At 53.5% G+C, this 25091-nt stretch carries 28 protein-coding genes and 1 tRNA gene; 20 read left to right on the top strand and 9 right to left on the bottom strand.

The genetic code is table 11. From position 1 onward, the window contains the following. Positions 1 to 166 precede the first annotated feature (166 nt). From QZ279_RS07820 to QZ279_RS07810, 3 genes are all read left to right on the top strand, one after another. Positions 167 to 1279: a Ppx/GppA phosphatase family protein gene (locus tag QZ279_RS07820; RefSeq protein WP_293449757.1), complete on the top strand. Its 1113-nt coding sequence runs from the start codon at positions 167 to 169 to the stop codon at positions 1277 to 1279. A gap of 77 nt (positions 1280 to 1356) precedes the next feature. Beyond that, positions 1357 to 2103, top strand: coding sequence for an RlmE family RNA methyltransferase (locus tag QZ279_RS07815; RefSeq protein ID WP_293449756.1), 747 nt, complete (start codon positions 1357 to 1359; stop codon positions 2101 to 2103). After that, positions 2100 to 2501 carry a hypothetical protein gene (locus QZ279_RS07810; protein ID WP_293449755.1) on the top strand — a complete coding sequence of 134 codons (402 nt, stop codon included), beginning with the start codon at positions 2100 to 2102 and terminating at the stop codon, positions 2499 to 2501. Before QZ279_RS07815 ends, QZ279_RS07810 begins: the two co-directional genes overlap by 4 nt. A gap of 3 nt (positions 2502 to 2504) precedes the next feature. Here QZ279_RS07810 and QZ279_RS07805 read toward each other — a convergent pair. Further along, positions 2505 to 2581, bottom strand: a tRNA-Ile gene (locus QZ279_RS07805). A gap of 65 nt (positions 2582 to 2646) precedes the next feature. After that, a complete protein-coding gene (locus QZ279_RS07800; RefSeq protein ID WP_293449754.1) occupies positions 2647 to 3060 on the bottom strand; it encodes a GFA family protein in 414 nt (137 codons plus the stop codon). Positions 3061 to 3210: 150 nt separating this feature from the next. Between QZ279_RS07800 and purM the strand changes: the two genes are divergently transcribed. The 3 genes from purM (at position 3211) to rnd (ending at position 6081) form a co-directional block, all read left to right on the top strand. After that, positions 3211 to 4263 carry a phosphoribosylformylglycinamidine cyclo-ligase gene (gene purM / locus QZ279_RS07795; protein ID WP_293449753.1) on the top strand — a complete coding sequence of 351 codons (1053 nt, stop codon included), beginning with the start codon at positions 3211 to 3213 and terminating at the stop codon, positions 4261 to 4263. After that, positions 4260 to 4844: a phosphoribosylglycinamide formyltransferase gene (gene purN, locus QZ279_RS07790; RefSeq protein ID WP_293449752.1), complete on the top strand. Its 585-nt coding sequence runs from the start codon at positions 4260 to 4262 to the stop codon at positions 4842 to 4844. The genes purM and purN overlap by 4 nt, the downstream gene beginning before the upstream one ends. Positions 4845 to 4923: 79 nt before the next feature. Beyond that, on the top strand, positions 4924 to 6081 hold the full coding sequence (rnd, locus tag QZ279_RS07785) for a ribonuclease D (protein WP_293449751.1): 1158 nt from the start codon (positions 4924 to 4926) through the stop codon (positions 6079 to 6081). Between the two features lie 27 nt (positions 6082 to 6108). On the opposite strand, the gene QZ279_RS07780 is transcribed toward rnd, so the two are convergent. Beyond that, the gene (locus QZ279_RS07780; RefSeq protein WP_293449750.1) at positions 6109 to 6618 is read right to left on the bottom strand and encodes a hypothetical protein; all 510 of its coding nucleotides are present in this window, start codon (positions 6616 to 6618) and stop codon (positions 6109 to 6111) included. Positions 6619 to 6745: 127 nt separating this feature from the next. On the opposite strand from QZ279_RS07780, the gene QZ279_RS07775 reads away from it, so the two are divergent. Beyond that, complete coding sequence (locus QZ279_RS07775) at positions 6746 to 7156, top strand: SufE family protein (protein ID WP_293449749.1); 411 nt, start codon at positions 6746 to 6748, stop codon at positions 7154 to 7156. Here QZ279_RS07775 and QZ279_RS07770 read toward each other — a convergent pair. Then, the gene (locus QZ279_RS07770; RefSeq protein WP_293449748.1) at positions 7153 to 7329 is read right to left on the bottom strand and encodes a hypothetical protein; all 177 of its coding nucleotides are present in this window, start codon (positions 7327 to 7329) and stop codon (positions 7153 to 7155) included. The two genes, QZ279_RS07775 and QZ279_RS07770, sit on opposite strands and share 4 nt — an antisense overlap. Continuing rightward, on the bottom strand, positions 7326 to 7880 hold the full coding sequence (hpt, locus tag QZ279_RS07765; protein ID WP_293449747.1) for a hypoxanthine phosphoribosyltransferase: 555 nt from the start codon (positions 7878 to 7880) through the stop codon (positions 7326 to 7328). The genes QZ279_RS07770 and hpt overlap by 4 nt, the downstream gene beginning before the upstream one ends. Before the next feature lie 71 nt (positions 7881 to 7951). On the opposite strand from hpt, the gene QZ279_RS07760 reads away from it, so the two are divergent. The 4 genes from QZ279_RS07760 to QZ279_RS07745 are packed head-to-tail and all read left to right on the top strand — an operon-like array spanning position 7952 to position 9452. Next, on the top strand, positions 7952 to 8407 hold the full coding sequence (locus tag QZ279_RS07760) for a type II toxin-antitoxin system RatA family toxin (RefSeq protein WP_293449746.1): 456 nt from the start codon (positions 7952 to 7954) through the stop codon (positions 8405 to 8407). A 38-nt stretch (positions 8408 to 8445) separates the two neighbouring features. Next, the gene (locus tag QZ279_RS07755; protein ID WP_293449745.1) at positions 8446 to 8664 is read left to right on the top strand and encodes a hypothetical protein; all 219 of its coding nucleotides are present in this window, start codon (positions 8446 to 8448) and stop codon (positions 8662 to 8664) included. A gap of 20 nt (positions 8665 to 8684) precedes the next feature. After that, the gene (locus tag QZ279_RS07750; protein WP_293449744.1) at positions 8685 to 9005 is read left to right on the top strand and encodes a hypothetical protein; all 321 of its coding nucleotides are present in this window, start codon (positions 8685 to 8687) and stop codon (positions 9003 to 9005) included. 3 nt (positions 9006 to 9008) lie between these two features. Then, on the top strand, positions 9009 to 9452 hold the full coding sequence (locus tag QZ279_RS07745) for a fatty acid desaturase (RefSeq protein ID WP_293449743.1): 444 nt from the start codon (positions 9009 to 9011) through the stop codon (positions 9450 to 9452). A 63-nt stretch (positions 9453 to 9515) separates the two neighbouring features. Here QZ279_RS07745 and QZ279_RS07740 read toward each other — a convergent pair whose 3' ends face one another. The 4 genes from QZ279_RS07740 to QZ279_RS07725 form a co-directional block, all read right to left on the bottom strand. Continuing rightward, positions 9516 to 10694 carry an ammonium transporter gene (locus QZ279_RS07740; protein WP_293449742.1) on the bottom strand — a complete coding sequence of 393 codons (1179 nt, stop codon included), beginning with the start codon at positions 10692 to 10694 and terminating at the stop codon, positions 9516 to 9518. Positions 10695 to 10847: 153 nt separating this feature from the next. Beyond that, positions 10848 to 11324, bottom strand: coding sequence for a CinA family protein (locus tag QZ279_RS07735; RefSeq protein ID WP_293449741.1), 477 nt, complete (start codon positions 11322 to 11324; stop codon positions 10848 to 10850). Further along, positions 11321 to 11818, bottom strand: a complete 498-nt coding sequence (locus QZ279_RS07730) for a phosphatidylglycerophosphatase A (RefSeq protein WP_293449740.1) — start codon at positions 11816 to 11818, stop codon at positions 11321 to 11323. Before QZ279_RS07730 ends, QZ279_RS07735 begins: the two co-directional genes overlap by 4 nt. Continuing rightward, on the bottom strand, positions 11815 to 12942 hold the full coding sequence (locus QZ279_RS07725) for a bifunctional 2-C-methyl-D-erythritol 4-phosphate cytidylyltransferase/2-C-methyl-D-erythritol 2,4-cyclodiphosphate synthase (protein ID WP_293449763.1): 1128 nt from the start codon (positions 12940 to 12942) through the stop codon (positions 11815 to 11817). The genes QZ279_RS07730 and QZ279_RS07725 overlap by 4 nt, the downstream gene beginning before the upstream one ends. Positions 12943 to 13098: 156 nt before the next feature. Between QZ279_RS07725 and dusB the strand changes: the two genes are divergently transcribed. From dusB to hflX, 9 genes are all read left to right on the top strand, one after another. Beyond that, positions 13099 to 14094, top strand: a complete 996-nt coding sequence (gene dusB / locus QZ279_RS07720; protein WP_293449739.1) for a tRNA dihydrouridine synthase DusB — start codon at positions 13099 to 13101, stop codon at positions 14092 to 14094. Then, complete coding sequence (locus tag QZ279_RS07715; protein WP_293449738.1) at positions 14091 to 15212, top strand: ATP-binding protein; 1122 nt, start codon at positions 14091 to 14093, stop codon at positions 15210 to 15212. Before dusB ends, QZ279_RS07715 begins: the two co-directional genes overlap by 4 nt. Continuing rightward, complete coding sequence (locus QZ279_RS07710; RefSeq protein WP_293449736.1) at positions 15212 to 16582, top strand: sigma-54 dependent transcriptional regulator; 1371 nt, start codon at positions 15212 to 15214, stop codon at positions 16580 to 16582. Before QZ279_RS07715 ends, QZ279_RS07710 begins: the two co-directional genes overlap by 1 nt. Positions 16583 to 16747: 165 nt before the next feature. Further along, positions 16748 to 18976 (top strand): PAS domain-containing sensor histidine kinase, encoded by a 2229-nt coding sequence (locus QZ279_RS07705; protein ID WP_366513904.1) that lies wholly within the window; start codon positions 16748 to 16750, stop codon positions 18974 to 18976. A 15-nt stretch (positions 18977 to 18991) separates the two neighbouring features. Beyond that, a complete protein-coding gene (locus QZ279_RS07700) occupies positions 18992 to 20407 on the top strand; it encodes a sigma-54 dependent transcriptional regulator (RefSeq protein WP_293449762.1) in 1416 nt (471 codons plus the stop codon). Positions 20408 to 20490: 83 nt separating this feature from the next. Continuing rightward, positions 20491 to 21867 carry a Trk system potassium transporter TrkA gene (gene trkA, locus QZ279_RS07695; RefSeq protein ID WP_293449732.1) on the top strand — a complete coding sequence of 459 codons (1377 nt, stop codon included), beginning with the start codon at positions 20491 to 20493 and terminating at the stop codon, positions 21865 to 21867. A 9-nt stretch (positions 21868 to 21876) separates the two neighbouring features. Beyond that, a complete protein-coding gene (locus QZ279_RS07690) occupies positions 21877 to 23394 on the top strand; it encodes a potassium transporter TrkG (RefSeq protein ID WP_293449730.1) in 1518 nt (505 codons plus the stop codon). Between the two features lie 149 nt (positions 23395 to 23543). Next, a complete protein-coding gene (gene hfq, locus QZ279_RS07685) occupies positions 23544 to 23783 on the top strand; it encodes an RNA chaperone Hfq (protein ID WP_009828195.1) in 240 nt (79 codons plus the stop codon). Then, complete coding sequence (gene hflX / locus QZ279_RS07680; RefSeq protein ID WP_293449729.1) at positions 23783 to 25054, top strand: GTPase HflX; 1272 nt, start codon at positions 23783 to 23785, stop codon at positions 25052 to 25054. The genes hfq and hflX overlap by 1 nt, the downstream gene beginning before the upstream one ends. Positions 25055 to 25091: the final 37 nt, after the last annotated feature.

Below are 25091 nucleotides of genomic sequence, written 5' to 3'. Positions count from 1 at the left end.
CGCCTGAGCGACGCCTGATCTTAGCCGCAGCGCAGCACATTTAGCCACAGGGCAAGAGGGTCATAATATTCATGGTGATTATGAAGGCCGGCGGCCTGACAAGCCCCTTGCGAGAGCGCTGCGGCGGGCGTAGGCTAGGGGTAACACGATACATGGAGGGCGTATTATGACGCCCAAGCGTCCCAAAGGTGCGGGCGCATTCCTGAAACCGGTAGAGAGCCCCGCGCCGAAACCGCCTGATTCAGCTGCGCTTTATGCGGCGCTGGACTTGGGTACGAACAGTTGTCGCATGTTGATTGCCCAGCCAAAGGGCAGTCAGTTTCATGTGATCGATAGCTTTTCTAAATCCGTCCAATTGGGGGCGGGTCTGGAAAGCACGGGCAAGCTAAGTCGTGCGTCAATGGCGCGCACGATCCAAGCGCTGCGCATTTGTCAGCAAAAACTGAAGCGCCACAAAGTAAAGCACATGCGCCTTGTGGCGACAGCAGCCTGTCGTCGTGCAGGCAATGGCGCGGGCTTTATGAAGCAAATCACCCGTGAAACTGGGCTGACGCTGGATATCATCAAACCAGAGGAAGAAGCGCGCCTCGCCGTTATTTCCTGCGCGCCTTTGGTGTCGACCAAGACAGAACAATTGTTGGTGGTTGATATTGGTGGTGGCTCGACTGAATTGGTCTGGATCGATCTGACGGCGGTTCCAATGCGCGAACGGCCCAAAGCGATTATGCGGCTTCATGCTGGATTTCACACGCAAGATAGTCCGTTTGCTGCGGCAAAAGTGGTTGATTGGATTTCCGTTCCTTTGGGCGTTGTGACGCTGCGCGATCATTTCGATGACGTTGAAGACGATTCTGCACGCTTTGCGTTGATGAGCTGGTATTTCGAAGAACATTTGGCCGAGTTTGCGCCCTATAAGGACGAACAGACCCGCGAAGGATTTCAGATCGTTGGCACATCTGGGACTGTCACGACTGTTGCGGCCTCGCATCTTGGGCTTAAACGTTATGATCGCAACAAAGTTGATGGATTGCGCATGACGTCGGATCAGATCGACAAGGTGATCCACATGTATCTCAAACTAGGCCCGAATGGCCGACGTCGCGATCCGCGCATTGGCCAAGATCGCCAAGCGCTGATCATGTCAGGGGCTGCAATCCTGCAAGCGCTTTTGCGCTGTTGGCCAACAGATCAGCTTTCCGTTGCTGACAGAGGTCTTCGCGAAGGTTTACTCTACGCCCAAATGAGCGCAGATGGTGTTTTAGAAGACAGCGTATACTAGAGGGCGCGATATTGCTGAAAGTTTTTCCGGCAAAAATCGTATCCCGCGTCGCACAGATGTTCAGAAAGTTAAGTGACATGGCAAAGACCCCAGACGGCAAAAATAATTCAGGCCGCGGCCAGCGTGATCTAACTGTTAAGGTTAAGTCAGCGCGCGGTCGGCGCATGTCCTCGACACTTTGGCTGCAACGTCAGTTGAATGATCCATACGTCAAACGCGCCAAGGCCGAAGGCTATCGTGGACGTGCTGCATTCAAGATCATGGAAGTGGATGATAAATATCGCTTCTTGGTGCCTGGTGCACGCGTTGTTGACCTCGGCTGTGCCCCTGGTGGCTGGTGTCAGGTCGCGGTCCCACGCATCAACGCGCTTGGGGATCGTCGCGGCAAAGCGCAGGGCACGATCCTTGGGATTGATCTGCAAGAGGTCGAAACCATGGCGGGCGCCGAATTCCACGTGCTCGATTTTCTTGATGAAGGCGCGGATGATCTGGTCAAAGGCTGGCTTGGCGGGCAGGCGGATGTGGTTCTTTCTGACATGGCGGCCTCGTCGTCTGGGCACAAGCAAACCGACCACCTGCGCATTATGCACCTTTGTGAAGCCGCTGCTTATTTCGCGTTCGACGTCCTTGCGGATGGCGGAACGTTTGTTGCCAAGGTGCTGGCGGGTGGCGCAGAAGGAGAGCTGCAGAAGGTTCTCAAGCAGAATTTCACTAAGGTCGCACATATGAAGCCACCCAGTTCACGCCAAGACAGTTCTGAAAAATTCGTTGTGGCGACAGGGTTTAAGGGGCGACGTGAAAGTAATGAGGAGGACGAGGAATGAAGCTTGTAACAACATCAATGCTGATTAGCCTCGGGCTTGCTTCCTCCGCATTTGCCCAATCCAAATTCGAAGCATCTTTGTGCGAAGCCGCCAAAACAGGCCGCGTCGTCGAGTTGGTCTATGACAAAGACGCCAGTAAAGGCTGCGCGCCGCGCATCATCGATGTGCATCAAGTGGCAATCGGCAACAATGGCAGTTTCTACATGCACGGCTGGCAAAGCCGCGGCTGCACCAAGGGGCGCGATTTTGAAGCAAAGCGCATCTTTAAGCTTGAAAAGGTGAAAGCTGTTGAGCTGGTCGTCGGGGATTTCGGTGAAAAATCGCAATCCGCAAAAGACGAAGGCTGGAACGGCTGTATTGGGTCCAATTGCTTCATCAAAGAAAATATCTGCGAATAAAACTGGTAGGCCCGGCAGGACTTGAACCTGCAACCAACGCGTTATGAGCACGCTGCTCTAACCAATTGAGCTACAGGCCCTACCTTGCCCTCTGATTAGCAGACGGTTTGTCCGCGTCAAGGCAAACGCACCCCGATTGCACCAGCTATTTTCGTGGCGCCATTTCTTGGAAGCATGGCATGCCCTCGGGAACCACATGGAACGCCTGCTTGTCATTGGCGAAAATTGCCAATTGGGGCGTGTAGGCATTGCTTGGCGCCTCCAATGTCCCGACCTTTAGGATAACCATCGGCAGGTTTGGTCGGCATGTCGCGATGTGTGTACCACAATCACTGCAAAACTCGCGTGTGACGGGGGCCTCTAGATCAGAGCGCGTGAAATATTTTGGCGTACCAGAGGTATATTTGAAACCTGCTTCAGGGATCACCATGAAGTAATTCGCACCGCCACCCGAAAAATACTGGCATTCGCGGCAATGACATTGCGCTTGCATGACGGGCTCTGCGTTCATCTCAAAGCGCAGAGCGCCGCAGTAGCATTTGCCTTGATGGTCGGCCATTGTGGGATTCCTAAACTTCGCTGTAACCATTAGGGATCAGATATCGCAGGTCAACCGCTGCATTAGCACGACCGCAAGATTGCACTTAAACCCGCGATGCGATAACGGACGCGCAAAGCGATTAACACCACCCTTTGCGCGGAGATTTCCATGAGCGACCAAATAGCTAAGAGCGGCATCACTTACGCAGATGCGGGTGTTGATATTGACGCGGGCAACGCGCTGGTGGAGCGGATAAAACCAGCGGCCAAGCGCACCAATCGCCCCGGTGTTATGTCCGGTCTTGGTGGATTTGGCGCGCTCTTCGATCTAAAAGGCGCGGGGTATAGCGACCCGATCCTTGTGGGCGCGACAGACGGTGTTGGCACCAAACTGCGCATCGCGATTGATACAGGCAACGTGGACGGCGTTGGCATTGATCTGGTCGCCATGTGCGTCAATGATCTGGTATGTCAGGGTGCAGAGCCGCTGTTCTTCTTGGATTACTTTGCGACGGGTCATCTGGAAACAGACGTGGCTGCGCGTATCATTGAAGGCATTGCAGAGGGCTGCGTGCGCTCTAATTGCGCATTGATTGGCGGCGAAACGGCGGAAATGCCGGGCATGTATCCCAAGGGCGATTTCGATCTTGCGGGTTTCTCTGTTGGCGCGATGGAACGTGGCAGCGAACTGCCTGCAAACGTGCAATTGGGCGATGTTCTGCTGGGACTGGCCTCTGACGGTGTGCATTCCAACGGCTATTCTTTGGTGCGCAAACTGGTCGAAATGTCCGGCCTTGGCTGGGACGATGATTGCCCGTTCGCGCACGGTAATCTTGGCGCGGCTTTGCTGACGCCAACACGTCTGTATGTAAAACAATCCTTGGCGGCTATTCGGGCAGGGGGCGTTCACGCGCTGGCCCATATCACGGGTGGCGGTTTGACGGAAAACATCCCTCGTGTGCTGCCTGACGGCTGTGGAATAGAGATTGATTTGAACGCTTGGGATTTGCCGCCTGTGTTTCAATGGATGGCCAAGACAGGCGATATTGCTGAATCCGAAATGCTCAAGACCTTCAACTGCGGTATGGGTATGGTGCTAAGCGTGGATGCGGCCCGTGCGGACGCATTGATCGCCTTGCTTCAGGCGGCGGGCGAAACAGTCGCCAAGCTTGGCCACGTCACCGACACGGGCGAGGTGCGCTACACAGGATCGCTGCTTTGAAGCTACGCGTTGCCATTTTGATTTCTGGTGGCGGCTCTAACATGGTGAAGCTGCTGGAAAGCATGGGGGCGGATCATCTAGCTGAACCGTGCCTTGTGATGGCCAACAGCGCCTCGGCTGGTGGTTTGGCCAAAGCTGCGGCGCATGGCGTGCCGACCGCTGCGATTGATCACAAACCCTACGGCAAAGACCGCGCTGCGTTTGAGGACGCGCTTATGGCGCAACTTGACGCGGCCAAAACGGACATCATCTGTCTCGCAGGGTTCATGCGTGTTCTCACACCGCATTTCATTGCACGCTACGAGGGGCACATGATTAACGTGCATCCGTCGCTTTTGCCCAAGTACAAAGGGTTGCACACGCACGCCCGCGCGATAGATGCGGGTGATACACAGGCAGGCTGCACAGTGCATGAAGTCACGGCCAAATTGGACGACGGTCCGATCATCATGCAAGCAAGCGTGCCGATCCTTGCGGATGATACGCCAGACACCTTAGCCGCGCGTGTTTTGATCCAAGAACACCGGATTTATCCTATGGCTTTACAACGCTTTGCAACTTATTTCATCAATCGATATTAGGGGCACCGACGATAGTCTTTATTTCATGGGCGATATCGCGTAAGGCACCAAAGGATAACACGCGAATGAGCTCTGATATATGCTAACGATCACCACAACCGACGCGCTTTCTAAATTTTGCCTCGAAGCTGCAAAGCACGATTATGTCACTGTAGACACAGAATTTTTGCGTGAACGAACGTATTATTCAAAGCTTTGTTTGGTGCAGCTTGCAATGCCTGGAACCGATGACAGCAATGGATGTTTGGTTGATCCGCTGGCGACCGGCATTTCACTAGAGCCGCTGTATGATTTGTTTCGTGATACCAGCGTCGTAAAAGTGTTTCACGCCGCGCGCCAAGACATTGAAATTTTCCAAGTCGATGCTGGCGTTATCCCAACGCCCTTGTTCGACACGCAAGTTGCCTCAATGGTTTGTGGTTTCGGTGAACAGGTTGGATATGAAACGTTGGTGCGTAAAATCGCCAAGGAAGAGATCGACAAGTCCTCGCGCTTTACCGATTGGTCACGCCGCCCGCTAAGCGATGCGCAGTCCACGTATGCGCTTGCTGATGTGACGCATTTGCGTCAGGTTTATGAGTATCTCGCCAAGCGCCTTAAGGATGCGGGGCGCGCGCATTGGGTCGATCAAGAAATGACGATCCTGAACAACCCTGCGACCTATACAACCAAGCCAGAAGATGCATGGAAGCGTGTGAAAACCCGTAACAACAGCCCACGTTTCTTGTCGATCGTGCGCGAACTTGCACGCTTTCGCGAAGATTATGCACAAACCAAGAATGTGCCGCGCAGCCGTGTTTACAAAGACGACGCGCTTGCAGAAATTGCCGCGACAAAGCCGAAAAATATCGCTGACCTTGGTAATTCCCGTTTGCTGCTGCGCGAAGCCCGCCGTGGTGACATCGCTGACGGTATCTTGAATGCAATCAAGGTTGGTTTGGCCTGTCCTGAAGCAGATTTGCCGCGCGTTGAGCGCAAGCATGAACGTCAGCAAGTGAATCCCGCCTTGGCTGATCTTTTGCGCGTGTTGCTCAAAGCGAAAACGAGTGCGGTTGGTGTTGCGTCAAAATTGGTGGCACCCGCATCTGACTTGGATGCGATTGCGGCTGGTGAACGTGACGTGGGCGCGCTTGAGGGCTGGCGGTACGAGGTCTTCGGTGAAGACGCACTCAAGCTATGCGATGGAAAAATTGCGCTTTCCGCCAAAGGCAATGATGTGGTTTTAGTCCCGGTGTAGGGTCCTAGTTCCACCGTTTTTTCTGCTTTAGCGTCGGCGTGTACTTAATTGATTTCGCGCACCTTTAACGACAATTGAGCGTACGCCAGCAAGGTCTTGGTCGCTCAGGATTTTAGCCGCTGTAATTTGACGCGCATTATCGCTGCCGCCTTGGATTACGGTCTTGGGTTGTTCGGCGTTCAATGTGAAACTTAGAACGCCTTTATTGGGACCGTTTTCTGCGTCCGGCTCCAGACGCACATTATAAGAACCAATCGCATTTGCGACCCCAACGACCCGCACAATTGCACCGCCCGGACGACGTTCAATGCGCAGGCTTTTAATTTGGTCTACGGCAAAGCCTTGGTATTCTAATTCTTTGCGCGCAAACACATTTTTCTGTAGAATCAGTGGGTTGACTGTTCCTTCCGTAGGAATCGCTTGATTGCTTGACTTGCCAAACCAATTCCCAGGGTTGACCCAACTGTTCGCCAATCCGCCGCCACAACCTGCCAATGCCAGCGAACCGCAAAGCAATAAAGTGCGTGAATATGCCATGTGAATACCTCGTCTTTGTTTTGATATGATTTATCTTACATCCTGCAACTTGAAAAGCGGCAAGAGCGCACTGGACCTTTGGCGCGTTGCTGACTACCTCAAGTGCAACACAAAAGAGAGGTGCATCATGGCCAACGCAGCATTTGAAGAGCTTGTCGAAGATTTCGAATTTCTCGAAGATTGGGAAGAGCGCTATCGCCATGTGATTGAGCAGGGCAAGGCGATGAAGCCGCTTGAGGATGCGCTGAAAGTGCAAGCAACGAAGGTTGATGGCTGTGCCAGCCAAGTCTGGTTACATCCCAAGATCGAGGGTGGTGTATTTCGCTTTGATGGCGAAAGTGATGCGATGATCGTGAACGGTTTGATTGCGGTTTTACGTATTCTTTACAATGACATGCCTGTGTCCGAGGTAACGGCGATTGATGCAAAATCCGAACTTGGGCGCTTGGGTTTGAATGAACATTTGTCTGCGCAGCGATCAAACGGTCTAACAGCGATGATCGTACGTGTGCGCGAAACGGCTGCTGCGGCTAGTTAGCCGCGCAGTTTGAATGTATTGGGCGTCAGGGCGTCGGGCCAACCGACGTAACGCTCGATCAGAAAGATCACGGCACAAATCACAATCACAACTATCCCCATTTTCACACGCGCTGCCGAGGGCGGGTTAAGCGCCCAACGTGACATGTGCAAAAAGTGGCGTGGGTTTATCATTCGGAGACTGGTCCGTCTGTAAAGCGTACTTTGCCTATGTAGGGTAGGTTGCGATTGCGTTGCGCAAAATCAATACCATATCCCACGACGAATTCATCGGGGATCTGAAAGCCAATCCAATCAGACTTGAAATCCACTTCGCGCCGGGTCGGTTTGTCGAGCAATGCAATCGATTTCAAACGTGCGGGGTTGCGCGATTCCAGTAGGTGCGTGACGTGATTAAGCGTGTGACCGGTGTCAACGATGTCTTCAACAACCAGCACATCACGCCCTTCGATTGCGCCGCGTAAGTCTTTGAGAATACGAACTTCTCGACTGCTTTCCATACCGTCACCATAAGAAGATGCTTCTAAGAAATCGACCTCCACTGGCAAATCCAATTCACGCACAATGTCAGCAATAAAAACAAACGATCCACGCAATAGCCCGACGACAACCAGCTTGTCGGTGCCTTTGAATTCCTGCTCAATCTCGTTGCTGAGTTCCTCGATGCGCGCGGCAATGGACTTGGCAGAGATCATTTGGTCGATGACATATGGACGCTGTGGCATGGCTGCCCCTTGATTTTTCGGCCGATGCGACACACATGCAGCACACCTGAGTTAACGGGAAAACTGCGCCGATGCCAACCCATTCTGAAAACCGCCATATGCCGTACTCGGCTGATCAGATGTATGCGCTGGTGGCTGATGTGGCCTCGTATCCGCAGTTTTTGCCATGGTGCGCTGCTGCGCGCATTCGGTCGAGCACGGATCATGGCGCGTCAGAGGAAATGTTGGCCGATCTGGTCATCAGCTTCAAAGTGTTTCGCGAAAAGTTCGGCAGCCGCGTTGTGTTGTTTGCACACGAAAAGAAGATCGACACCGAATATCTGGATGGGCCGTTCAAGTACATGAAATCCAATTGGGCGTTTGAGGATGTCGCGGGCGGGGGATGCACGGCGAAATTCTTCGTGGATTTCGAATTCAAGAACGCTATCCTCCAAGGCATCATTGGATTGGTATTCAACGAGGCCATGCAACGTATCGTGCGCGCATTTGAAGGCCGCGCTGACGAGCTATATTCACCGAAGGGTTAGTGGTACACGGCCCACGTGTTTATCTATCGGCCTTAAGTATGCTGAAATTTACCATCGCAACGCTGATGATCGTCGTGCTTTTACTTGCGGGTGCATTGCTTGGCGGTGTGTGGATATGGGCCGCGCTGATCTACATCACTGTCTTTGCCTATGGGTTTGACCGTCTTGGCCCTTGGCCGATGGCAATGCTGACCCAGACGTGGAATTTCCAGCGTCTGATACTCTTAGTGCCGGTCTTGCCATCGCTCATTTCATAGTGCTGGGCGTGGTGATTTATGTGCTGGCATCCAACCCTGACATCGGGCCCGCGCAGAAGGTCGCATTGTTCATCGCAACAGCGCTTTTTGCAGGCCAGATCGGTCACCCAAATGCGCATGCATTGATCCATCGCCCGAACCGTAACCTGCGCCGTCTGGGTAAAGCGCTTTATATGTCGATCCTTATGGGGCATCACGCGTCTGCCCATCCTTTGGTGCATCACGTCCATTGCGGCACGTCACGCGATCCTGTGTCCGCGCCGAAGGGTCGTGGATTTTGGCGTTTCTTTGCACGTGCTTGGATAGGATCCTACCGCGCAGGATACGCAGCCGAGGCTTAGCGCATGAAGGGGCAGGGCCGTCATCCCTACACGTCCTATCATCTTGGTGCGGCGTGTACTCTGCTGGGGGCTTTCGCCATTGGTGGACTCTTGGGCGTGGTGATCTGCATCGCGATTGGGCTCTATGCGCAGCTGCAAATCTTCCTAAGCGACTATGTGCAACACTATGGTTTAAGACGCAAAATGTCCGATAATGACAAATTTGAACCTGTGGGTCCGCAACACAGCTGGAACACGCCGCACTGCTTTTCTGGGGCTATGATGTTGAACGCTCCGCGCCATTCGGATCATCACACGCATCCACAACGTCACTACCCCGCGCTACAACTTGTAGAGGGAACGATACCCATGCTTCCCTATCCCTTGCCCATGATGGCGATCATCGCTCTGATGCCGCCGCTGTGGCGTCGCATCATGGATCCGCGTGTGGCGCAGTGGGAAAATTAAGCCGAGGGCAATAAAAAAGACGGGCCGCATTGGACCCGCCTAAAACATAGAAATGTTGAACGATTACGACGACATATCATAAGCGCGTTCACCGTGAACCACCAGATCAAGACCGCTGGTTTCTGTTTCCAGATCGACGCGCAGGGGCGAAATAGCCTTCACAACATAAATCAGAACAACCGTTACGACGACCGTGTAGACACCGACAACGGTCAAGCCGCCAAGCTGTGCTGCCCATGTGCCTGCACCAAAGACCGCAATCATGATTGTTCCAAAGATACCACCAACACCGTGAACCGCGAACACGTCGAGTGTGTCGTCAATCTTCAGCTTGTTGCGGATCAAGACGACCGCTTCTTGGCACAGCACGCCCGCGATCGCGCCGATGATCATTGCCTCAACGGGGCCAACAAAACCAGAGGCTGGCGTGATAGAGGCCAGACCTGCAATCGTGCCTGTGACAATCCCCACAAGAGAGGCTTTTCCGAACTTGATCTTTTCCCAAAGCGCCCATGTCAGGGATGCCGTTGCGGCAGAGATATGCGTGACCGTGATCGCCATTGCAGCGCCACCGTCTGCGGCCAATTGAGATCCACCGTTAAAGCCGAACCAACCAACCCAAAGCATCGCGGCACCGATCATCACGAAGCCGGGGTTGTGCGGCGGTGTTGTCTGGTTTTTGCGTGGTCCAAGGAAGACTGCAATCAGCAGCGCTGCGATTGCCGCTGTTTGGTGAACAACGATACCGCCCGCGAAGTCCTTCACGCCAGTCTCACCGAAGATACCACCGTCGGAGAGGAAGCCACCGTCCCAGATCCAATGCACTACAGGTGCATAGCAAAGAAGCATCCAAAGGCCAGAAAAGAGCATGACAAAACCAAAGCCAACGCGCTCAACATAGGCACCCACAATTAGTGCGGGCGTAATGATCGCGAAGGTCATTTGGAACGCAAAAAACAGAACTTCTGGGATTGTACCCGCCAAAGTGTCAGCGGTTACACCGATCAAGAACATCTTCCCCAATCCGCCCCAATAGGCATTGGCGTCACCGAATGCGATGGAATAACCAAACGCGAGCCAGAGCACGCTCATCAAGCACGCAATCGCGTAGCAGTGCATGAAAACACTCAACACGTTGCGCGCGCGCACGAGACCACCGTAAAAAAGCGCAAGACCGGGAAGGGTCATAAACAAGACCAACGCGGTGGCCACCATAATCCAAGCTGTATCGGCACCGTTCATGGCGGGCCTCCTTTCAATGAGAAACTGTCGCGCAGTTAGTGACGCGCAAAGCATGTTCAAAAAAGAGGCGGGTTTGGTTCTGAGCGCCCAAAGGACATGCTATTTGAGAACTGCCCGATGAATGAGCGTTGGAGGATGCGGGTTGCCTGAAATTTAGGCGTTTTGCAAAAGCGCCTTAAGAATCATATCTAACCCATGATCGCGCGCTGCTTTGCGTACCGCGTCACGCCCCAAGGCCCCGAATTCGATGGTTTGCGTGTGACAGATGCCAGCCTGTGCAATCGTGAAACACACACGACCCTCGGGTTTGAAATCTGATCCACCCGGGCCTGCAATGCCCGTTACTGACAAGGCGAGTTGTGCTTTGGAGTGTTTCAGCGCGCCCTGTGCCATTTCCTGCGCCACGTCTTCACTGACTGCGCCAAAAGCATCGAGCGTTTCTGGCTTCACGCCCAACATCTCGTGCTTGGCGGCGTTAGTATAGGTCACAAAGCCACGCTCAAACATGTTCGAGCTGCCAGCTAGATCGGTTAAAGCGGCTGCAATCATGCCTGCGGTGCAGCTTTCTGCAGTCGCGATCATGACGCTTTGCGCACGGCTCACTTCCAGAATTCGGGCGACAGTGCTCACATCAGTACAAAGTGAAAGAAGGCTGCCAAAGCGACGACGCCAATGGCTGCAAACACGCCCGCAAGGACATCATCTAACATGACACCAAACGCATCATCGCGCTTGTCCGCCCAACCGATTGGACCTGGCTTCAGAATGTCAAAGGCACGAAACAGAATGAAAGCGGCGATCCATCCGGGCCAAAGCACCATTGGATTTATCTCCAACGACCGCGCCGCGTAGAGTATAGGTAACAATGCGATCCATTGGCCGATGACTTCGTCGATCACGATTTCGGATGGATCATGGTCAGCGGCGCCTTTGGTCATTTGCGCGGTCGCCCACCAGCCTTTAAAAAAGCCAACAACGATCGCTGTGAGGAACAGATAAACCCCACCGACCTGATAGAAAAAATAGGCGAAAGGGAGGGCTGCAAAAGACCCCCATGTTCCAGGCGCAGATCGAAGATTACCAACGAAGAAAACCGTGCCGATGATGCGCGCAAGAAAGTTCATAGTTTCACCAATGTTGCTGTTGCGAGGGCGGCAATGCCTTCCTCGCGTCCTGTAAATCCAAGGCGTTCGCTGGTGGTTGCTTTGACAGACACACGATCCGCGTCCAGCCCCATCAATTCGGCCATCGTTGCCTTCATTGTGCCTGCATGTGGGCCGATCTTTGGGTGTTCGCAAATCAACGTGCAATCGATGTTTGAAATTGTGAACCCACGTGACTGCGCCAAAGCGACAGCGTGCTTCAAGAAAATCTCGCTTGCGGCCCCTTTCCATTGCGGATCTGAGGGCGGGAAGTGTTGGCCGATGTCGCCGTCCGCCAGTGCGCCGTAGATCGCATCTGTAACTGCGTGCATGCCAACATCGGCATCCGAATGCCCTTTGAGCGCTTTGTCATGGGGCACATGAACGCCGCATAGGATCACATGATCACCGTCCTCAAACGCATGCACATCAAAACCGTTGCCAAGGCGAATATCCATAGATTGCTCCAGTAGGGTTTGCGCCCGCGCGAAATCGACGGGGGTGGTGATCTTTAGATTAGCCTCATCGCCCCCGGTGATCACAACGTCAAGTCTTGCGGCGCGCGCGACTTCCACATCATCCGCAGCACCGCCTGTGTGTTTGGTATGGGCGTTCAGGATCGCAGGCAGGGCAAACCCTTGTGGCGTTTGTGCGCGGTACAGTCCTGTGCGATCCTGTGTGCCGCTGACGCTGCCGTCTTTGGCGATCCAAAGCGCATCTGTGACGGCAAGCGCAGGTGCGGCGGCATCGCTGCGATTTAGGGCGGCAATCACATCATCGATCACTTGCGTGGGGACCGTGCAACGCGCAACATCGTGGATCAGAACATGGGTCAAATCGTTCCCCAGCGCCTTTAGACCAAGGCGCACAGATGAATCACGGCTTGCACCGCCATGGACGATACGCACGCCAGCAATTTCTTGCGCAAACGCTTGATCATCGGGATGAACCACCAAGATGACTTCTGCAATGTCACTACGCGCTGTAAAACGCGCACAGGTCCATGCTGCAACGCGTGCGCCTGCGATCACCTGCCATTGCTTGGGTAAATCACCGCCAGCACGGGTTCCGCGTCCTGCGGCAACAATCACTGCGCCGATGCGCATATCTGGGTTCTGTGTGCTCATGAGAGATGCATAAACCTGCAACGCCCTTGGCGCAATCAAAGGGCGTATGCCTAAATAATGTGCGACTTTTCAGAATTGCTGCCTTTTTACACATCTCTTCATTGAGCCTACTGCATAGGCTTAGTATGAAACAGCATGACATCCACACTTCATATTGGCGACGTCTCTCTTTCGCCCCCTGTTTTACTTGCCCCTTTGGCAGGTATCACAGATTTGCCGTTTCGCGATTTGGTTAGTTCTTTCGGTGCGGGGCTTGTGGTCAGTGAAATGGTTGCCAGCCAAGAAATGGTGCAAGCAAAACCTGGTGTGCGCGAGCGTGCAGAGCTTGGATTCGGGGCGTCGCATACATCTGTGCAGATCGCAGGGCGTGAAGCCTATTGGATGGCCGAAGCGGCGCGCCTTGCGGCGGGCAACGGTGCCAAGATTATCGACATTAATATGGGCTGTCCTGCCAAGAAGGTGACAAGCGGCTATTCTGGTTCGGCTTTGCTGAAAGACCTTGATCATGCGCTTGGCTTGATCGAGGCAGTTGTGGACGCGGTAGATGTACCTGTGACGTTGAAAACCCGTCTTGGATGGGATGACGCGCTTTTGAATGCAGCTGAGCTTGCGGGGCGCGCGGAAAATGCGGGCGTTCAGATGATCACGATCCACGGGCGTACGCGCTGTCAGTTTTATAAAGGCCATGCGAATTGGCGTGCGATCCGCGCCATTAAGGACACGGTGCGCATTCCGGTGATTGCCAATGGCGATATCGTTGATGCGACCACTGCGCGCCAAGCGTTGTCGCAAAGCGGTGCGGACGGTGTGATGATTGGGCGTGGTGCCCAAGGTCGTCCTTGGGCGTTGGCGGACATTTCCGCTGAGCTTTATGGCACCGCTAAACCAACGATCCCCCACGGCGCAGACTTGATAGAAATGGTGCAAAATCACTACAGCGCCATGCTTGATTTTTATGGCAGCGTGCTTGGCAGCCGCGTCGCGCGCAAACATTTGGGTTGGTATATGGACAGCGCTGGAACGTCGACTGTGTTGCGCAAAGCGGTCTTGACCGCGCGTGATCCGTCCGATGTGCAAACGCTGCTCGGGCGCGCGCTGGACCCCGTACAAAACCAAGAGGTGGCGGCATGAACAGCAACACGACGATTTGGATGTCGCTGCCGGTTCCGACGGTTTTGATCGATGCGGATGACAAAATCACCGACATTAATCCTGCGGCTGAAGGGTTTTTCAATTCTTCAGCCAAAGCGCTGAACGGCGCGCCGATCTGGGACAGACTGGCGGTGGATGCCCCGATCGGGGACGCTGTCGCACGTGCGCGCCGCAATTCATCGCCCTTGTTTGTGAACGATGTGGACATCGGCACAGGGGATCGCGCGCCTGTTCAATGCAACCTGCAAATCGCGCCATTGTTAGATCACCCCGGCACGATGGTTTTGATGATTTCCCCGCGTGAATTGGCGGGGCGGATCAATCAAAGCCAAGGGGTGAAATCCTCTGCAAAGTCCGCGATTGGCATGGCGGAAATGTTGGCGCATGAAATCAAGAATCCTTTGGCGGGGATCACGGGTGCTGCGCAATTGCTGTCGATGAACCTTGCCTCTGAGGATTTGGAACTGACCGATCTGATCGTTGAGGAATCGCGTCGCATTGTGAAGCTTCTCGAACAGGTCGAACAATTCGGAAACCTGCGCGCACCTGATATGAGCGCGGTGAATATTCATGATGTGCTTGATCGTGCGCGCCGCTCGACACTGCTGGGTGCGGGCACACAAATGAAGATTGTCGAAAACTATGACCCGTCCTTGCCGCACGCGCATGTGGACGGGGATCAATTGCTACAAGTCATCTTGAATTTGCTCAAAAACGCGGCTGAAGCTGCGGGGCAAAAGGGTGGTACAGTCTGGCTGCGTACGTTCTATGAACACTCGTTCCGCTTGCGCCGCGCGGGGGCGTTGGGCCAAGCCTTGCCGTTGCAAATCGAAGTGATCGACGATGGACCCGGGTTTCCGCCTGAACTGGCCGAGGACGTGTTTGAGCCATTTGTGTCAGGGCGTGAGAATGGCACAGGGCTTGGCCTCGCGCTCGTGTCCAAGATAATTTCTGACCACGACGGCTGGATGTCCGTAGATTCGGTTCCCGGTAAAACGGTGTTTAGAATTTCACTACCTGTGGCGCCAGCAGACGCACCCACAGACGCACCCACAGATGCACCCAATGGCGCACATAAAAACAAGGATGATCTCTGATGGATGGTACGGTTCTGGTCGCTGATGATGATCGCACAATTCGAACGGTTCTGACCCAAGCGTTAACGCGCGCAGGGTGCAAGGTGCACGCGACCTCTTCGCTGACAACTTTGATGCGATGGGTCGCTGAGGGGCGTGGTGATGTGGTGATTTCAGACGTGATGATGCCCGATGGCAACGGTTTGGAAATGCTCCCCAAGATCCAAGAAGATCGCCCCGGGTTGCCTGTGATTATCATTTCAGCACAAAATACGATCATGACGGCGATCAAGGCCAATGAGGCGGGGGCACATGACTATTTGCCCAAACCTTTCGACCTACCTGATCTGATGAAACGCACGGCGCGCGCGCTGGATTCGCACAGCGTGCGTGCCAAGCCTGCACGCGATGATGGCGCGGCGGCGGGTGATGAACTGCCGTTGGTGGGTCAAACACCTGTCATGCAAGCGCTCTATACGTTGATGGCGCGGGTGATGAATACGGATATTCCAGTCTTGATCACGGGCGAATCTGGCACGGGAAAAACGGTTATTGCGCGTGCAATCCATGACTTTTCGGATAGACGCACGTTGCCGTTTGTCACCGTCACCACGGCTGATCTGCAAGATATCGAAGGACCTGCGCGTGTTCTTGCGCGGGTTAAAGGTGGCACGCTGTTGATCGAAGAGATCGCGGACATTGATCTGGAGGCGCAAGCGCGCTTGGTGCGGATGATGGATGCACCCGGTGATCACGTGCCGCGCTTCTTGGCGACTTCGCTGGTCGATTTGGCTAGTCGCTTGGAAAGTGGGGCGCTGCGTCAGGACCTTTACTACCGCTTGGATGGTGCGATGTTGACGGTGCCGGCGCTGCGCGAACGCGTTGAGGATATTGAATTGCTCGCGCACTATTTTCTGGGCAAGGCGGAGGCGCACGGAACCTCTGCGCGCCCTTTGTCGCCCGAGGCGGCCAAACTGATCCACGATTACAGCTGGCCGGGAAATGTGCGTCAGCTTGAAAATGCGATGCGCCGTTTGGGACTTGGCACGCGAACGGACGTCATCACGCGCGCTGAGATTGCGATGATCTTGGGCAACCAACCAGACCTCGAACCAATTCTCACAGGGGGGACCACAACCGAAAAATTGTCGGCCTCAGTAGAGCGCCATTTGCGTCGATATTTCGATTTGCACGGCGGTGCTTTGCCGCCAGCAGGGATTTATATGCGTATTTTACGCGAGTTCGAGCAACCTTTGATAGAAATTTCACTTGAAGCGACAGGTGGAAATCAGGCTAAATGTGCCGATTTATTAGGTATTAACCGCAATACTTTGCGTAAGAAGATAACTGACCTCGATATTAGCGTGACAAGGCGGCGCAAGTTGATGTAAAACCGCAACATAAACGTGGCCCAATGGCATCGCTTTGCGATTTCCTAAACGAGAGCCACAGTATTTGGCGGTGGAGCACTTGCTCCCATAGATCGAGGGCAGCGCGTGAGCCAGCCTGTAGCACAACCTGAGCCCGCTAGATTTGCGTGGCGCAGCAAAGTATCCTTGTGGGCGCGCTTGTCGTATCTGCGCCGACAGCGACGGGTCCAAAATGCGATTACTTTGGGTGTCGTCGTGCTTGGTCCCGCCTTGGCCTTTGCGACGTTCCTTGTTCTTGGACCGCTTGATCAAAATGTCGGTGGCCCGGGTCTACGTTTGGTTTTGTTGCTGGATCTTGTTTACGTTCTCGTTGTTGCCGCCTTGGTTTTGCAGCGTGTCGCGCAGATGGTCGCCGCTCGGCGGGCGCGCTCTGCTGGATCTAGATTGCACCTGCGTTTGACGGGCGTTTTTGCACTGATGGCGCTTATACCTACTGTGACCGTCGCTATATTTGCGGGTTTGACCATTAACATGGGCTTAGAGGCTTGGTTTTCGCAGCGTGTTCAGCGCGTTGTCGGAAATTCGCTTGCTGCCGCAGAGGCCTATGAAAACGAACAACGTGCCGATCTTCGAGAAGATGCAATGGCTTTGGCGGCATACCTGAATTTTCGCGGTAATGAAGTGCGCTTTGCGGGGTCGATTGGTCTGCGACAGGTCTTGCGAGAAGGGCAGTTGCAAATCCAAAGGGGATTGCGCGAGGCGTTTGTCATCGATGGAACAGGTGCGATCCGCGAAAGGGGTGAACGTTCGTATATGTTTGATTTTGAGGCCCTTGCGCCAATCGAGATTGAGTCAGCACGTGTGAATAAGATCCACATGATTGAAGACTGGAAAAACAATGAGTTCCGAGCCGTTGTTAATCTAGATGGGTATTTGGATCGATACCTTTATGTAAGCCGTGATGTGGATGGGTCTCTTTTGCAATTGCTTGATGAAACGCAAGAGACCGCACTGTTCTATCAACAACAAGAAAGCGAACGAGGCCGGCGGTTGTTCGAATTTGGTTTGGTCTATATCGGCTTTGCTTTGATCTTAATTCTGGCCGCAGTCTGGCTTGGCCTTTGGTTTGCCGAGCGTCTGTCACGTCCCGTTGGGCGTTTGGCGGGTGCGGCGCAACGGGTAGGTTCGGGCAATCTTGATGTGCAAGTTCTGGAAGAAGAAGGTGACGACGAGATTGCGATGCTGGGGCGTTATTTCAACCAAATGACGCGACAATTGAAGAGGCAGCGCGACACGTTGATGGAAAACAACCGTCAGATTGATCGTCGCCGTCGTATGTTTGATTCCGTTCTGTCGTCTGTGACCTCGGGCGTGGTTGGCCTTGATCCCGAAGGGCGGGTGTCGTTTGTGAACCGCTCTGCGGAACGTTTGCTGGGCTGGCATCAAGACAAACAGGACGTCGATCTATCCGTTGCGGTTCCTGAATTTGGGCCGCTTTTGGAAAAGTTGCGCAATGGCCAGATGGGAACTTTGCAAAACGAAGTAAAAGTAAGTCGCGATGGTCAGTTAGAGAATTTGCTTGTGCGCATGTCTCGCAGACGGCGCGAAGATGGCACCCTTGAGGGCTATGTTGTTGCGTTTGACGATGTAACGGACCTTGTGACTGCGCAGCGCATGGCTGCTTGGGGCGATGTCGCGCGCCGTATTGCCCATGAAATTAAGAACCCTTTGACACCCATTCAGCTCTCTGCGGAGCGGATCAAACGCAAGTTTACGCCACTTGTTGGCGATGACGCTGAGAAGCTAGATCAGATGACTGGTGTTATTATTCGCCAAACGGGTGATCTGCGTCGCATTGTGGATGAGTTCAGCAAGTTTGCGCGCATGCCTGAACCTGATCGCCGAACAGGTGATCTGATTGCAATGGTTCGCGATGCCGTCCTGTTGCAGGAAGCGGGTCAGCCGGATGTCGTGTTCTCAAGCAGTTTGCCAGAGGGTGAATTGGTTGCGGAATTCGACGCGACGATGATTTCGCAAGCTTTGACCAACCTTATTAAGAACGCGGGCGAAGCCATCGAAAGCTATGAAGAAAAATTCGGATCTGACAGCATGGTTCGCGAAGTTGCGATTGCACTTAGTGCGGACGCGGGCGCGGCTCTTATTACGATTGCTGATAGCGGGATTGGACTGCCCGAGGATCGTGGGCGTTTGTTTGAACCGTACGTAACAACACGCGACAAAGGCACGGGACTAGGCCTGCCGATCGTGAAGAAAATTATCGAAGAACATGGGGGCACATTGATTTTAACTGATGCGCCGCTGACGAATGGGCAAGGACGCCCCGGTGCGATGGCAGTGGTACGTTTACCGCTACTCGGCACGGGTGATGCGGGCCTTGATAACATTGAAAGTTAATTGGTGGAGTGAATGATGGGCGACATTCTTATAGTAGACGACGAACGCGATATTCGTGAGCTTGTTTCGGATATTTTGAAAGACGAAGGCTTTACGACGCGGCTTGCGGGAACCTCAGACGAGTGCATGGCACAAGTCGCGGCAGAGCAACCGGCGTTAATGATCCTCGACATCTGGCTAAAAGACAGTGCGATGGACGGGATTGATATCCTGAAAGTCATCAAAAAAGATTACCCCGATGTGCCTGTCGTCATCATTTCCGGCCATGGCAATATTGAAATTGCCGTCGCTGCGATTAAGCAAGGTGCCTATGATTTCATCGAAAAGCCGTTCAATATTGACCAGCTTTTGGTAGTGATACGACGGGCAATGGAAACATCGCACTTGCGTCGTGAGAACCAAACGCTGAAGCGTCGCGACGCACCAAGCACCGAAATGATCGGTGACAGCGCGTCCTATAGAACGCTCATTTCCCAACTTGATAAGGTCACGAAATCTAATGGACGGGTTTTGCTGCGGGGCCCTGCGGGATCGGGAAAAGAAGTTGCAGCGCGCTATATTCATGCCAACTCTGGTCGTGTTGACGCGCCCTTTGTGACGGTGAACTGTGCGGGTGTTGAACCTGATCGCATGGAAGAAATGTTGTTTGGGCGTGAGGGAAAGGATCAAGGAATTGAACCTGGCCTGCTTGAGCAAGCCAACGGGGGTATCATCTATTTTGATGAAGTCGCTGACTTGCCGCTAGGAACACAGGGCAAAATTCTTCGTGTTCTCGTGGACCAGCAATTCGCGCGGGTTGGTGGCGCTGAAAAGGTGAAGGTTGACCTGCGTGTTATCTCATCAACCAGCCGTGATTTAGAAGCCGAAATCGAAGCCGAGCGGTTCCGCCAAGAGCTGTTCCATCGTTTGAACGTCGTGCCGATCCCAGTCCCATCCTTGGAAGAACGTCGTGAAGATATCCCATTGCTTGCGGCCCAGTTCGTTGAAGAGTGCAACAAAAGCCAAGGTCTGACTGCGCGCGCGTTTTCAGATGAAGCGGCGGCGTTGATGCAAACGATGGTTTGGCCAGGCAACGTACGCCAGTTGAAGAACCTCGTTGAACGCGTTCTGATCCTTGGGGATAACACTGGCCCGATTGAGGCGCGTGAATTGCCCAATGAACCTGCAAGCAGCGATGAAGAGGGCCGTGTTGTGCTGTCAGGTTCACTTGCAACACTTCCACTGCGCGAGGCGCGCGAAGCATTTGAACGCGAATATCTACTGACACAGATCAATCGCTTTGGCGGCAATATTTCAAGAACGGCGAATTTTGTTGGAATGGAACGCTCTGCGTTACACCGCAAACTGAAATCTTTGGGCGTTGTCACAACAAACAAGGCAGGTGCGCGGATCGCTCAGGTCGAAGAGGATGAGGCTGCGAAGGCTGGGTGAAGCTTGCAGGGATTGTGGCTACCATTGACCAGCTCGGGCGGCTCTGTCATTCAAGCGAAACGTGATTTTAGCAGAGGCCAATCATGAAGGTCATTATTTGTGGCGCTGGCCAAGTGGGTTGGCAGATTGCACGACATCTTTCAGGTGAGCGTAACGACGTAACGGTGGTTGATAACAACCCCGAGCTGGTGCGCCGTGCTACGGATTCGCTTGATGTGCAGGGCATTGCTGGTTTTGCCAGCTATCCCGATGTCCTGTCAAAAGCCGGCGCGCGTGATGCAGATATGATCATCGCTGCGACCCATTCAGATGAAGTGAACATGGTCACGTGCCAAGTGGCGCATTCGGTGTTTGCGATCCCACGCAAGATTGCGCGTCTGCGCGGTCAGTCCTATTTGGATGCGATCTACTCTGATCTTTATCGTCGAGACCACATGCCGATTGACGTGGTTATCAGCCCTGAAAAAGAGGTCGCGGATGCAGCTTTGCAACGTCTTTCTGCGCCATCTGCTTTTGACACTGAAAAGTTTCTAGACGGGAAAGCGCAGCTACTTGGATTGTCGATTGGCGAAAACTGCCCCATCGTCAACACGCCCCTGCGTCAGCTGACTGATCTGTTTTCGACGCTGCGTTCAATCGTTGTTGGCATTCGACGAGAGGGTACGTTGTTTGCGCCAGAAGCGGGCGATCAACTCTTTGTGGGCGATGAATGTTATGTCTTTTGCCACGTCGAAGACGTTGGCCGCACGATGGAAATTTTCGGCAAGACCCATAAGGTCCAAGAACGTGTTGTTCTGATTGGCGGTGGTAATGTTGGTTTGGCCGTCGCTGAGGCATTAGAAAAGCGCACGACGCGGGTGCGCGCGAAAGTTATTGAGAAGAACCGTGAAATTGCGGAACACGCGGCAGATGTTTTAGAGCGTACAATTGTTCTTCATGGCGATGGCTTAGACGCCGCTTTGTTGGCAGAGGCCAATATTAACCGCGCGGACGCTGTTTTGGCGGTGACTGACGACGACAAGACCAACATGCTTGCTGCTGTGCGCGCAAAGGCGGCTGGGTGTCCGATGGCCGTGGCTTTGATCAATGACCCGTCTCTTGTGCAGCTTATGGGACCATTGGGAATTGATGCCTACATCAACCCCCGGGCAACAACTGTAAGTTCAATCTTGCGTCACATCCGCCATGGCCGTGTTCGTGCGGTCTATTCTATCGGTGATGCCGAGGCAGAATTGATCGAAGCGGAAGTGCTGTCGACCTCTCCGCTTGCAGGGCAGTTGATCCGCGACATCGCGTTTCCAGAAGGTGTGCTTGTTGGTGCGATCTTGAAAGATGGAAAAGTTCAACGGCCAACGGGTAAATTGCGGATCGAAGAAGGCGATGTGATTGCGCTCTTTGCAATGACCGCAGATGTTCCTGAAGTAGAGCGATTGCTGCAAGTCTCCATCGATTTCTTTTGAGTTGACGTAATGCTTGCGCGTATCCTTGATCTGCCTGTTTTTCTGCTTTTCGTTATGATGGCCTGTGCGGCGATGTATGTTCCTGCGATACACGCCCTGACACTAGAGGCCTTCCATATCGCGCGTAGTTTCTTTTATTCTGCGACGCTTGGGTTGATCTTATGTGCGCTGATTGGGATCGCGATGTCTGGACGACCATCGCATCATAACGCGCTTGAACATTTGCTCGCATTGTTTGCCGTTTTCTCGATTTTACCAATCGTTCTTGCCGTTCCATTTTATGAAGCGGTGCAAACGACCAGCTTTGTGAATGCTTATTTCGAAATGGTGTCGTCGCTGACAACAACAGGCGCGACATTGTTCCCGGACCCTGATCGTTTGCACCCTAGCTTGCATCTTTGGCGCGGGATTGTTGCATGGTCAGGAGGGTTGTTGATGTGGATTGCGGCGGCTGCGATCCTAGCGCCGTTGAACCTTGGGGGGTTTGAAGTCACGACCAGCGCAGAACCCGGGCAGGGTGGTTTGCGCCGCTATGATATGCGCGCGGCCTCGCCAGGTCAGCGTTTGATCCGTGCAACCAAAAGCCTGTTTCCGATCTACGTAATTCTGACGGTGGCGCTTTGGTTTTGTTTGATCCTGACAGGGGAAACTCCTCTCAGCAGTTCGATGCATGCGATGGCGACGCTGTCGACCAGCGGAATTTCTGCCGTCGGAGGCATTCAAGAAAGCACTGTCGGCGTCGCTTCAGAATTCCTGATCTTCGTTTTTTTGCTTTTTGCACTGTCTCGCCTCACGTTTTCGACGGATACAATTAGGGGCAACACCCGCGGTTTGCATGAAGACGCAGAGTTCCGCATTGGCCTGATATTGGTGCTGGGAGTGCCGTTCCTGTTGTTCATACGTCACTGGCTTGGTGCGTTTGAGGTTGATGAAGAAGAAAACCTGTTGCTGGCGCTGAAAGCCCTTTGGGGTGGAATGTTCACCGTTTTGTCCTTCCTCACCACAACGGGGTTTGTCAGTTCTGAATGGGACGCGGCACAGGGGTGGTCTGGCTTGTCCACACCGGGGATGATCCTGATGGGCCTTGCTTTGATGGGCGGTGGTGTTGCGACGACGGCGGGTGGTGTCAAGCTGTTGCGGGTTTTCACCCTATATTTGAACGGCTTGCGTGAGATGCAGAAATTAATCCATCCGTCATCTGTTAGTGGAAAAGGGGCAGGGAATCGGCGTATTCGGCGCCAAGGTGCGTATACAGCATGGATTTTCTTTATGTTGTTCGCGCTTTCACTGGCCTTTGTAACCCTTGCGCTGACCGCATTCGGGGCTAGTTTTTCAGACGCCTTGGTGATGTCTGTCGCTGCTCTGTCGACAACAGGGCCTTTGCTGAATGCAGCAGGTGCAGAGCCTATTTTACTGACGGATTTACCTGTTGCGGCAAAGCTTTGCTTTGCGGCTGCGACCGTTCTAGGACGTCTCGAGACGCTCGCAATCATCGCACTTATGACGCCAGAACTTTGGCGCAGATAGAACACGCCTGCGTTAAATGGCGGACGGGTTGAAAAAACCGCTGGAAACTCCAGCCGCTTGCCTACATACTTTTGAAACTAAGTAATGCTCTGATCACAGGGCATTCTGCTGCGCCCTAAAAAAACACACAAGAATAAAGGCATGCCCCATTGGCCAACGATAGACAAAACCTACAAGACGCATTTCTGAATCATGTTCGTAAAACCAAAGTCCCCGTCACAGTTTTCCTCATTAACGGTGTGAAATTGCAGGGTGTTATTACTTGGTTTGACAACTTCTGCGTTCTTTTGCGCCGCGATGGACAATCTCAGTTGGTCTACAAGCATGCTATTTCAACGATTATGCCCAGCCAGCCTATCAGCCTCTACGAGGGTGAAGACGCTAATTGATGGATCATGATCCAATCGTAACCCGAACTTGGGTCCTACATCCGGACATCAAAAGCAACAATGATCGGCGTCTCCCTGAGCCGGCGTTGGCAGAGGCTGTCGCCTTGGCTGAAGCGTTGCCGGGTCTAGACGTTTTCAGTGACACAATTGTGCGTTTGCCAAAGGCCCATGCGGGCATGTTGTTTGGCAAGGGCAAGATCGAAGAGATGCATCAGATTTTTGATGAGCACGAGATTGATCTTGTGCTGATCGATGGTCCCGTCACACCCGTTCAACAACGTAACCTTGAAAAAGCGTGGGGCGTTAAAGTGCTCGATCGCACAGGGTTGATCCTCGAGATTTTCTCGGACCGTGCGCGCACCAGCGAAGGTGTTTTGCAGGTCGAGATGGCCGCCCTTAGCTATCAGCGCACGCGCTTGGTGCGGGCTTGGACCCATCTTGAACGCCAACGTGGCGGACTTGGATTTGTTGGTGGCCCAGGTGAGACGCAAATCGAATCCGATCGCCGCGCGATTGATGACCAACTGGTGCGTTTGCGTCGTAAGCTTTCTAAAGTTGTCAAAACTCGTGCCCTGCATCGTGATGCGCGCGCAAAAGTGCCGTTTCCGATTGTTGCGCTTGTTGGCTATACCAATGCGGGTAAATCGACCTTGTTCAATCGCCTGACAGGTGCGGACGTTTTTGCCAAAGACATGTTGTTTGCTACGCTTGATCCGACAATGCGCGCGGTCGAGCTGCCCGATGGTCCGCATGTGATCATGTCTGACACGGTTGGATTTATTTCTGATCTGCCGACTGAATTGGTCGCCTCTTTCCGCGCGACGCTAGAGGAAGTTCTGGCCGCTGATCTGATTATCCACGTGCGTGATATTTCGCATGAGGGCACCGAAGAGCAAGCCGCGGATGTGCGTACGATCTTAACGTCCTTGGGTGTTGGCGAAAACGCCAAGCAGATCGAGGTTTGGAACAAGATTGATTTGCTTGACGCAGATGCGCAAGACGGAGTTCTCGCGCGTGCAGCGCGTCACGATGATGTGTTGGCGATTTCGTCCATCACAGGCAATGGCATCCCAGAATTTATTGCGGCTGTTGAAGAGGCGTTGGAAGGTGACATCATCGTGGAAACGATGGTGCTGCCGTACTCAGATGGTAAAAAGCGGGCTTGGTTATTTGAGCGTTCTTTTGTTGAGGCAGAACGTCAGACCGAGCACGGGTTCGAATTGGACCTGCGCTGGAAAGCTAAAAACCGCGCGCAGTTTCAGTCTTTTTAAAGTATTTTTGCCTCCGGCGGGGATATTTTTAGAGAGA

Source organism: Planktotalea sp. (assembly GCF_018607965.1).
Taxonomy (GTDB): Bacteria; Pseudomonadota; Alphaproteobacteria; order Rhodobacterales; family Rhodobacteraceae; genus Planktotalea.
The sequence above is the reverse complement of the archived record's forward strand: the minus strand, read 5'-3'. Positions and strand labels throughout refer to the sequence as shown.

Coding starts and splice junctions, on each gene's coding strand:
- QZ279_RS07730 (WP_293449740.1), bottom strand. CDS start 11,818: ATGAACTTTCTTGCGCGCATCATCGGCACGGTTTTCTTCGTTGGTAAT.
- QZ279_RS07755 (WP_293449745.1), top strand. CDS start 8,446: ATGCTGAAATTTACCATCGCAACGCTGATGATCGTCGTGCTTTTACTT.
- trkA (WP_293449732.1), top strand. CDS start 20,491: ATGAAGGTCATTATTTGTGGCGCTGGCCAAGTGGGTTGGCAGATTGCA.
- dusB (WP_293449739.1), top strand. CDS start 13,099: ATGACATCCACACTTCATATTGGCGACGTCTCTCTTTCGCCCCCTGTT.
- QZ279_RS07815 (WP_293449756.1), top strand. CDS start 1,357: ATGGCAAAGACCCCAGACGGCAAAAATAATTCAGGCCGCGGCCAGCGT.
- QZ279_RS07775 (WP_293449749.1), top strand. CDS start 6,746: ATGGCCAACGCAGCATTTGAAGAGCTTGTCGAAGATTTCGAATTTCTC.
- QZ279_RS07725 (WP_293449763.1), bottom strand. CDS start 12,942: ATGCGCATCGGCGCAGTGATTGTTGCCGCAGGACGCGGAACCCGTGCT.
- QZ279_RS07690 (WP_293449730.1), top strand. CDS start 21,877: ATGCTTGCGCGTATCCTTGATCTGCCTGTTTTTCTGCTTTTCGTTATG.
- QZ279_RS07810 (WP_293449755.1), top strand. CDS start 2,100: ATGAAGCTTGTAACAACATCAATGCTGATTAGCCTCGGGCTTGCTTCC.
- QZ279_RS07700 (WP_293449762.1), top strand. CDS start 18,992: ATGGGCGACATTCTTATAGTAGACGACGAACGCGATATTCGTGAGCTT.
- rnd (WP_293449751.1), top strand. CDS start 4,924: ATGCTAACGATCACCACAACCGACGCGCTTTCTAAATTTTGCCTCGAA.
- QZ279_RS07760 (WP_293449746.1), top strand. CDS start 7,952: ATGCCAACCCATTCTGAAAACCGCCATATGCCGTACTCGGCTGATCAG.
- QZ279_RS07740 (WP_293449742.1), bottom strand. CDS start 10,694: ATGAACGGTGCCGATACAGCTTGGATTATGGTGGCCACCGCGTTGGTC.
- QZ279_RS07800 (WP_293449754.1), bottom strand. CDS start 3,060: ATGGCCGACCATCAAGGCAAATGCTACTGCGGCGCTCTGCGCTTTGAG.
- QZ279_RS07745 (WP_293449743.1), top strand. CDS start 9,009: ATGAAGGGGCAGGGCCGTCATCCCTACACGTCCTATCATCTTGGTGCG.
- QZ279_RS07770 (WP_293449748.1), bottom strand. CDS start 7,329: ATGATAAACCCACGCCACTTTTTGCACATGTCACGTTGGGCGCTTAAC.
- QZ279_RS07710 (WP_293449736.1), top strand. CDS start 15,212: ATGGATGGTACGGTTCTGGTCGCTGATGATGATCGCACAATTCGAACG.
- purM (WP_293449753.1), top strand. CDS start 3,211: ATGAGCGACCAAATAGCTAAGAGCGGCATCACTTACGCAGATGCGGGT.
- QZ279_RS07820 (WP_293449757.1), top strand. CDS start 167: ATGACGCCCAAGCGTCCCAAAGGTGCGGGCGCATTCCTGAAACCGGTA.
- hflX (WP_293449729.1), top strand. CDS start 23,783: ATGGATCATGATCCAATCGTAACCCGAACTTGGGTCCTACATCCGGAC.
- QZ279_RS07780 (WP_293449750.1), bottom strand. CDS start 6,618: ATGGCATATTCACGCACTTTATTGCTTTGCGGTTCGCTGGCATTGGCA.
- hpt (WP_293449747.1), bottom strand. CDS start 7,880: ATGCCACAGCGTCCATATGTCATCGACCAAATGATCTCTGCCAAGTCC.
- QZ279_RS07715 (WP_293449738.1), top strand. CDS start 14,091: ATGAACAGCAACACGACGATTTGGATGTCGCTGCCGGTTCCGACGGTT.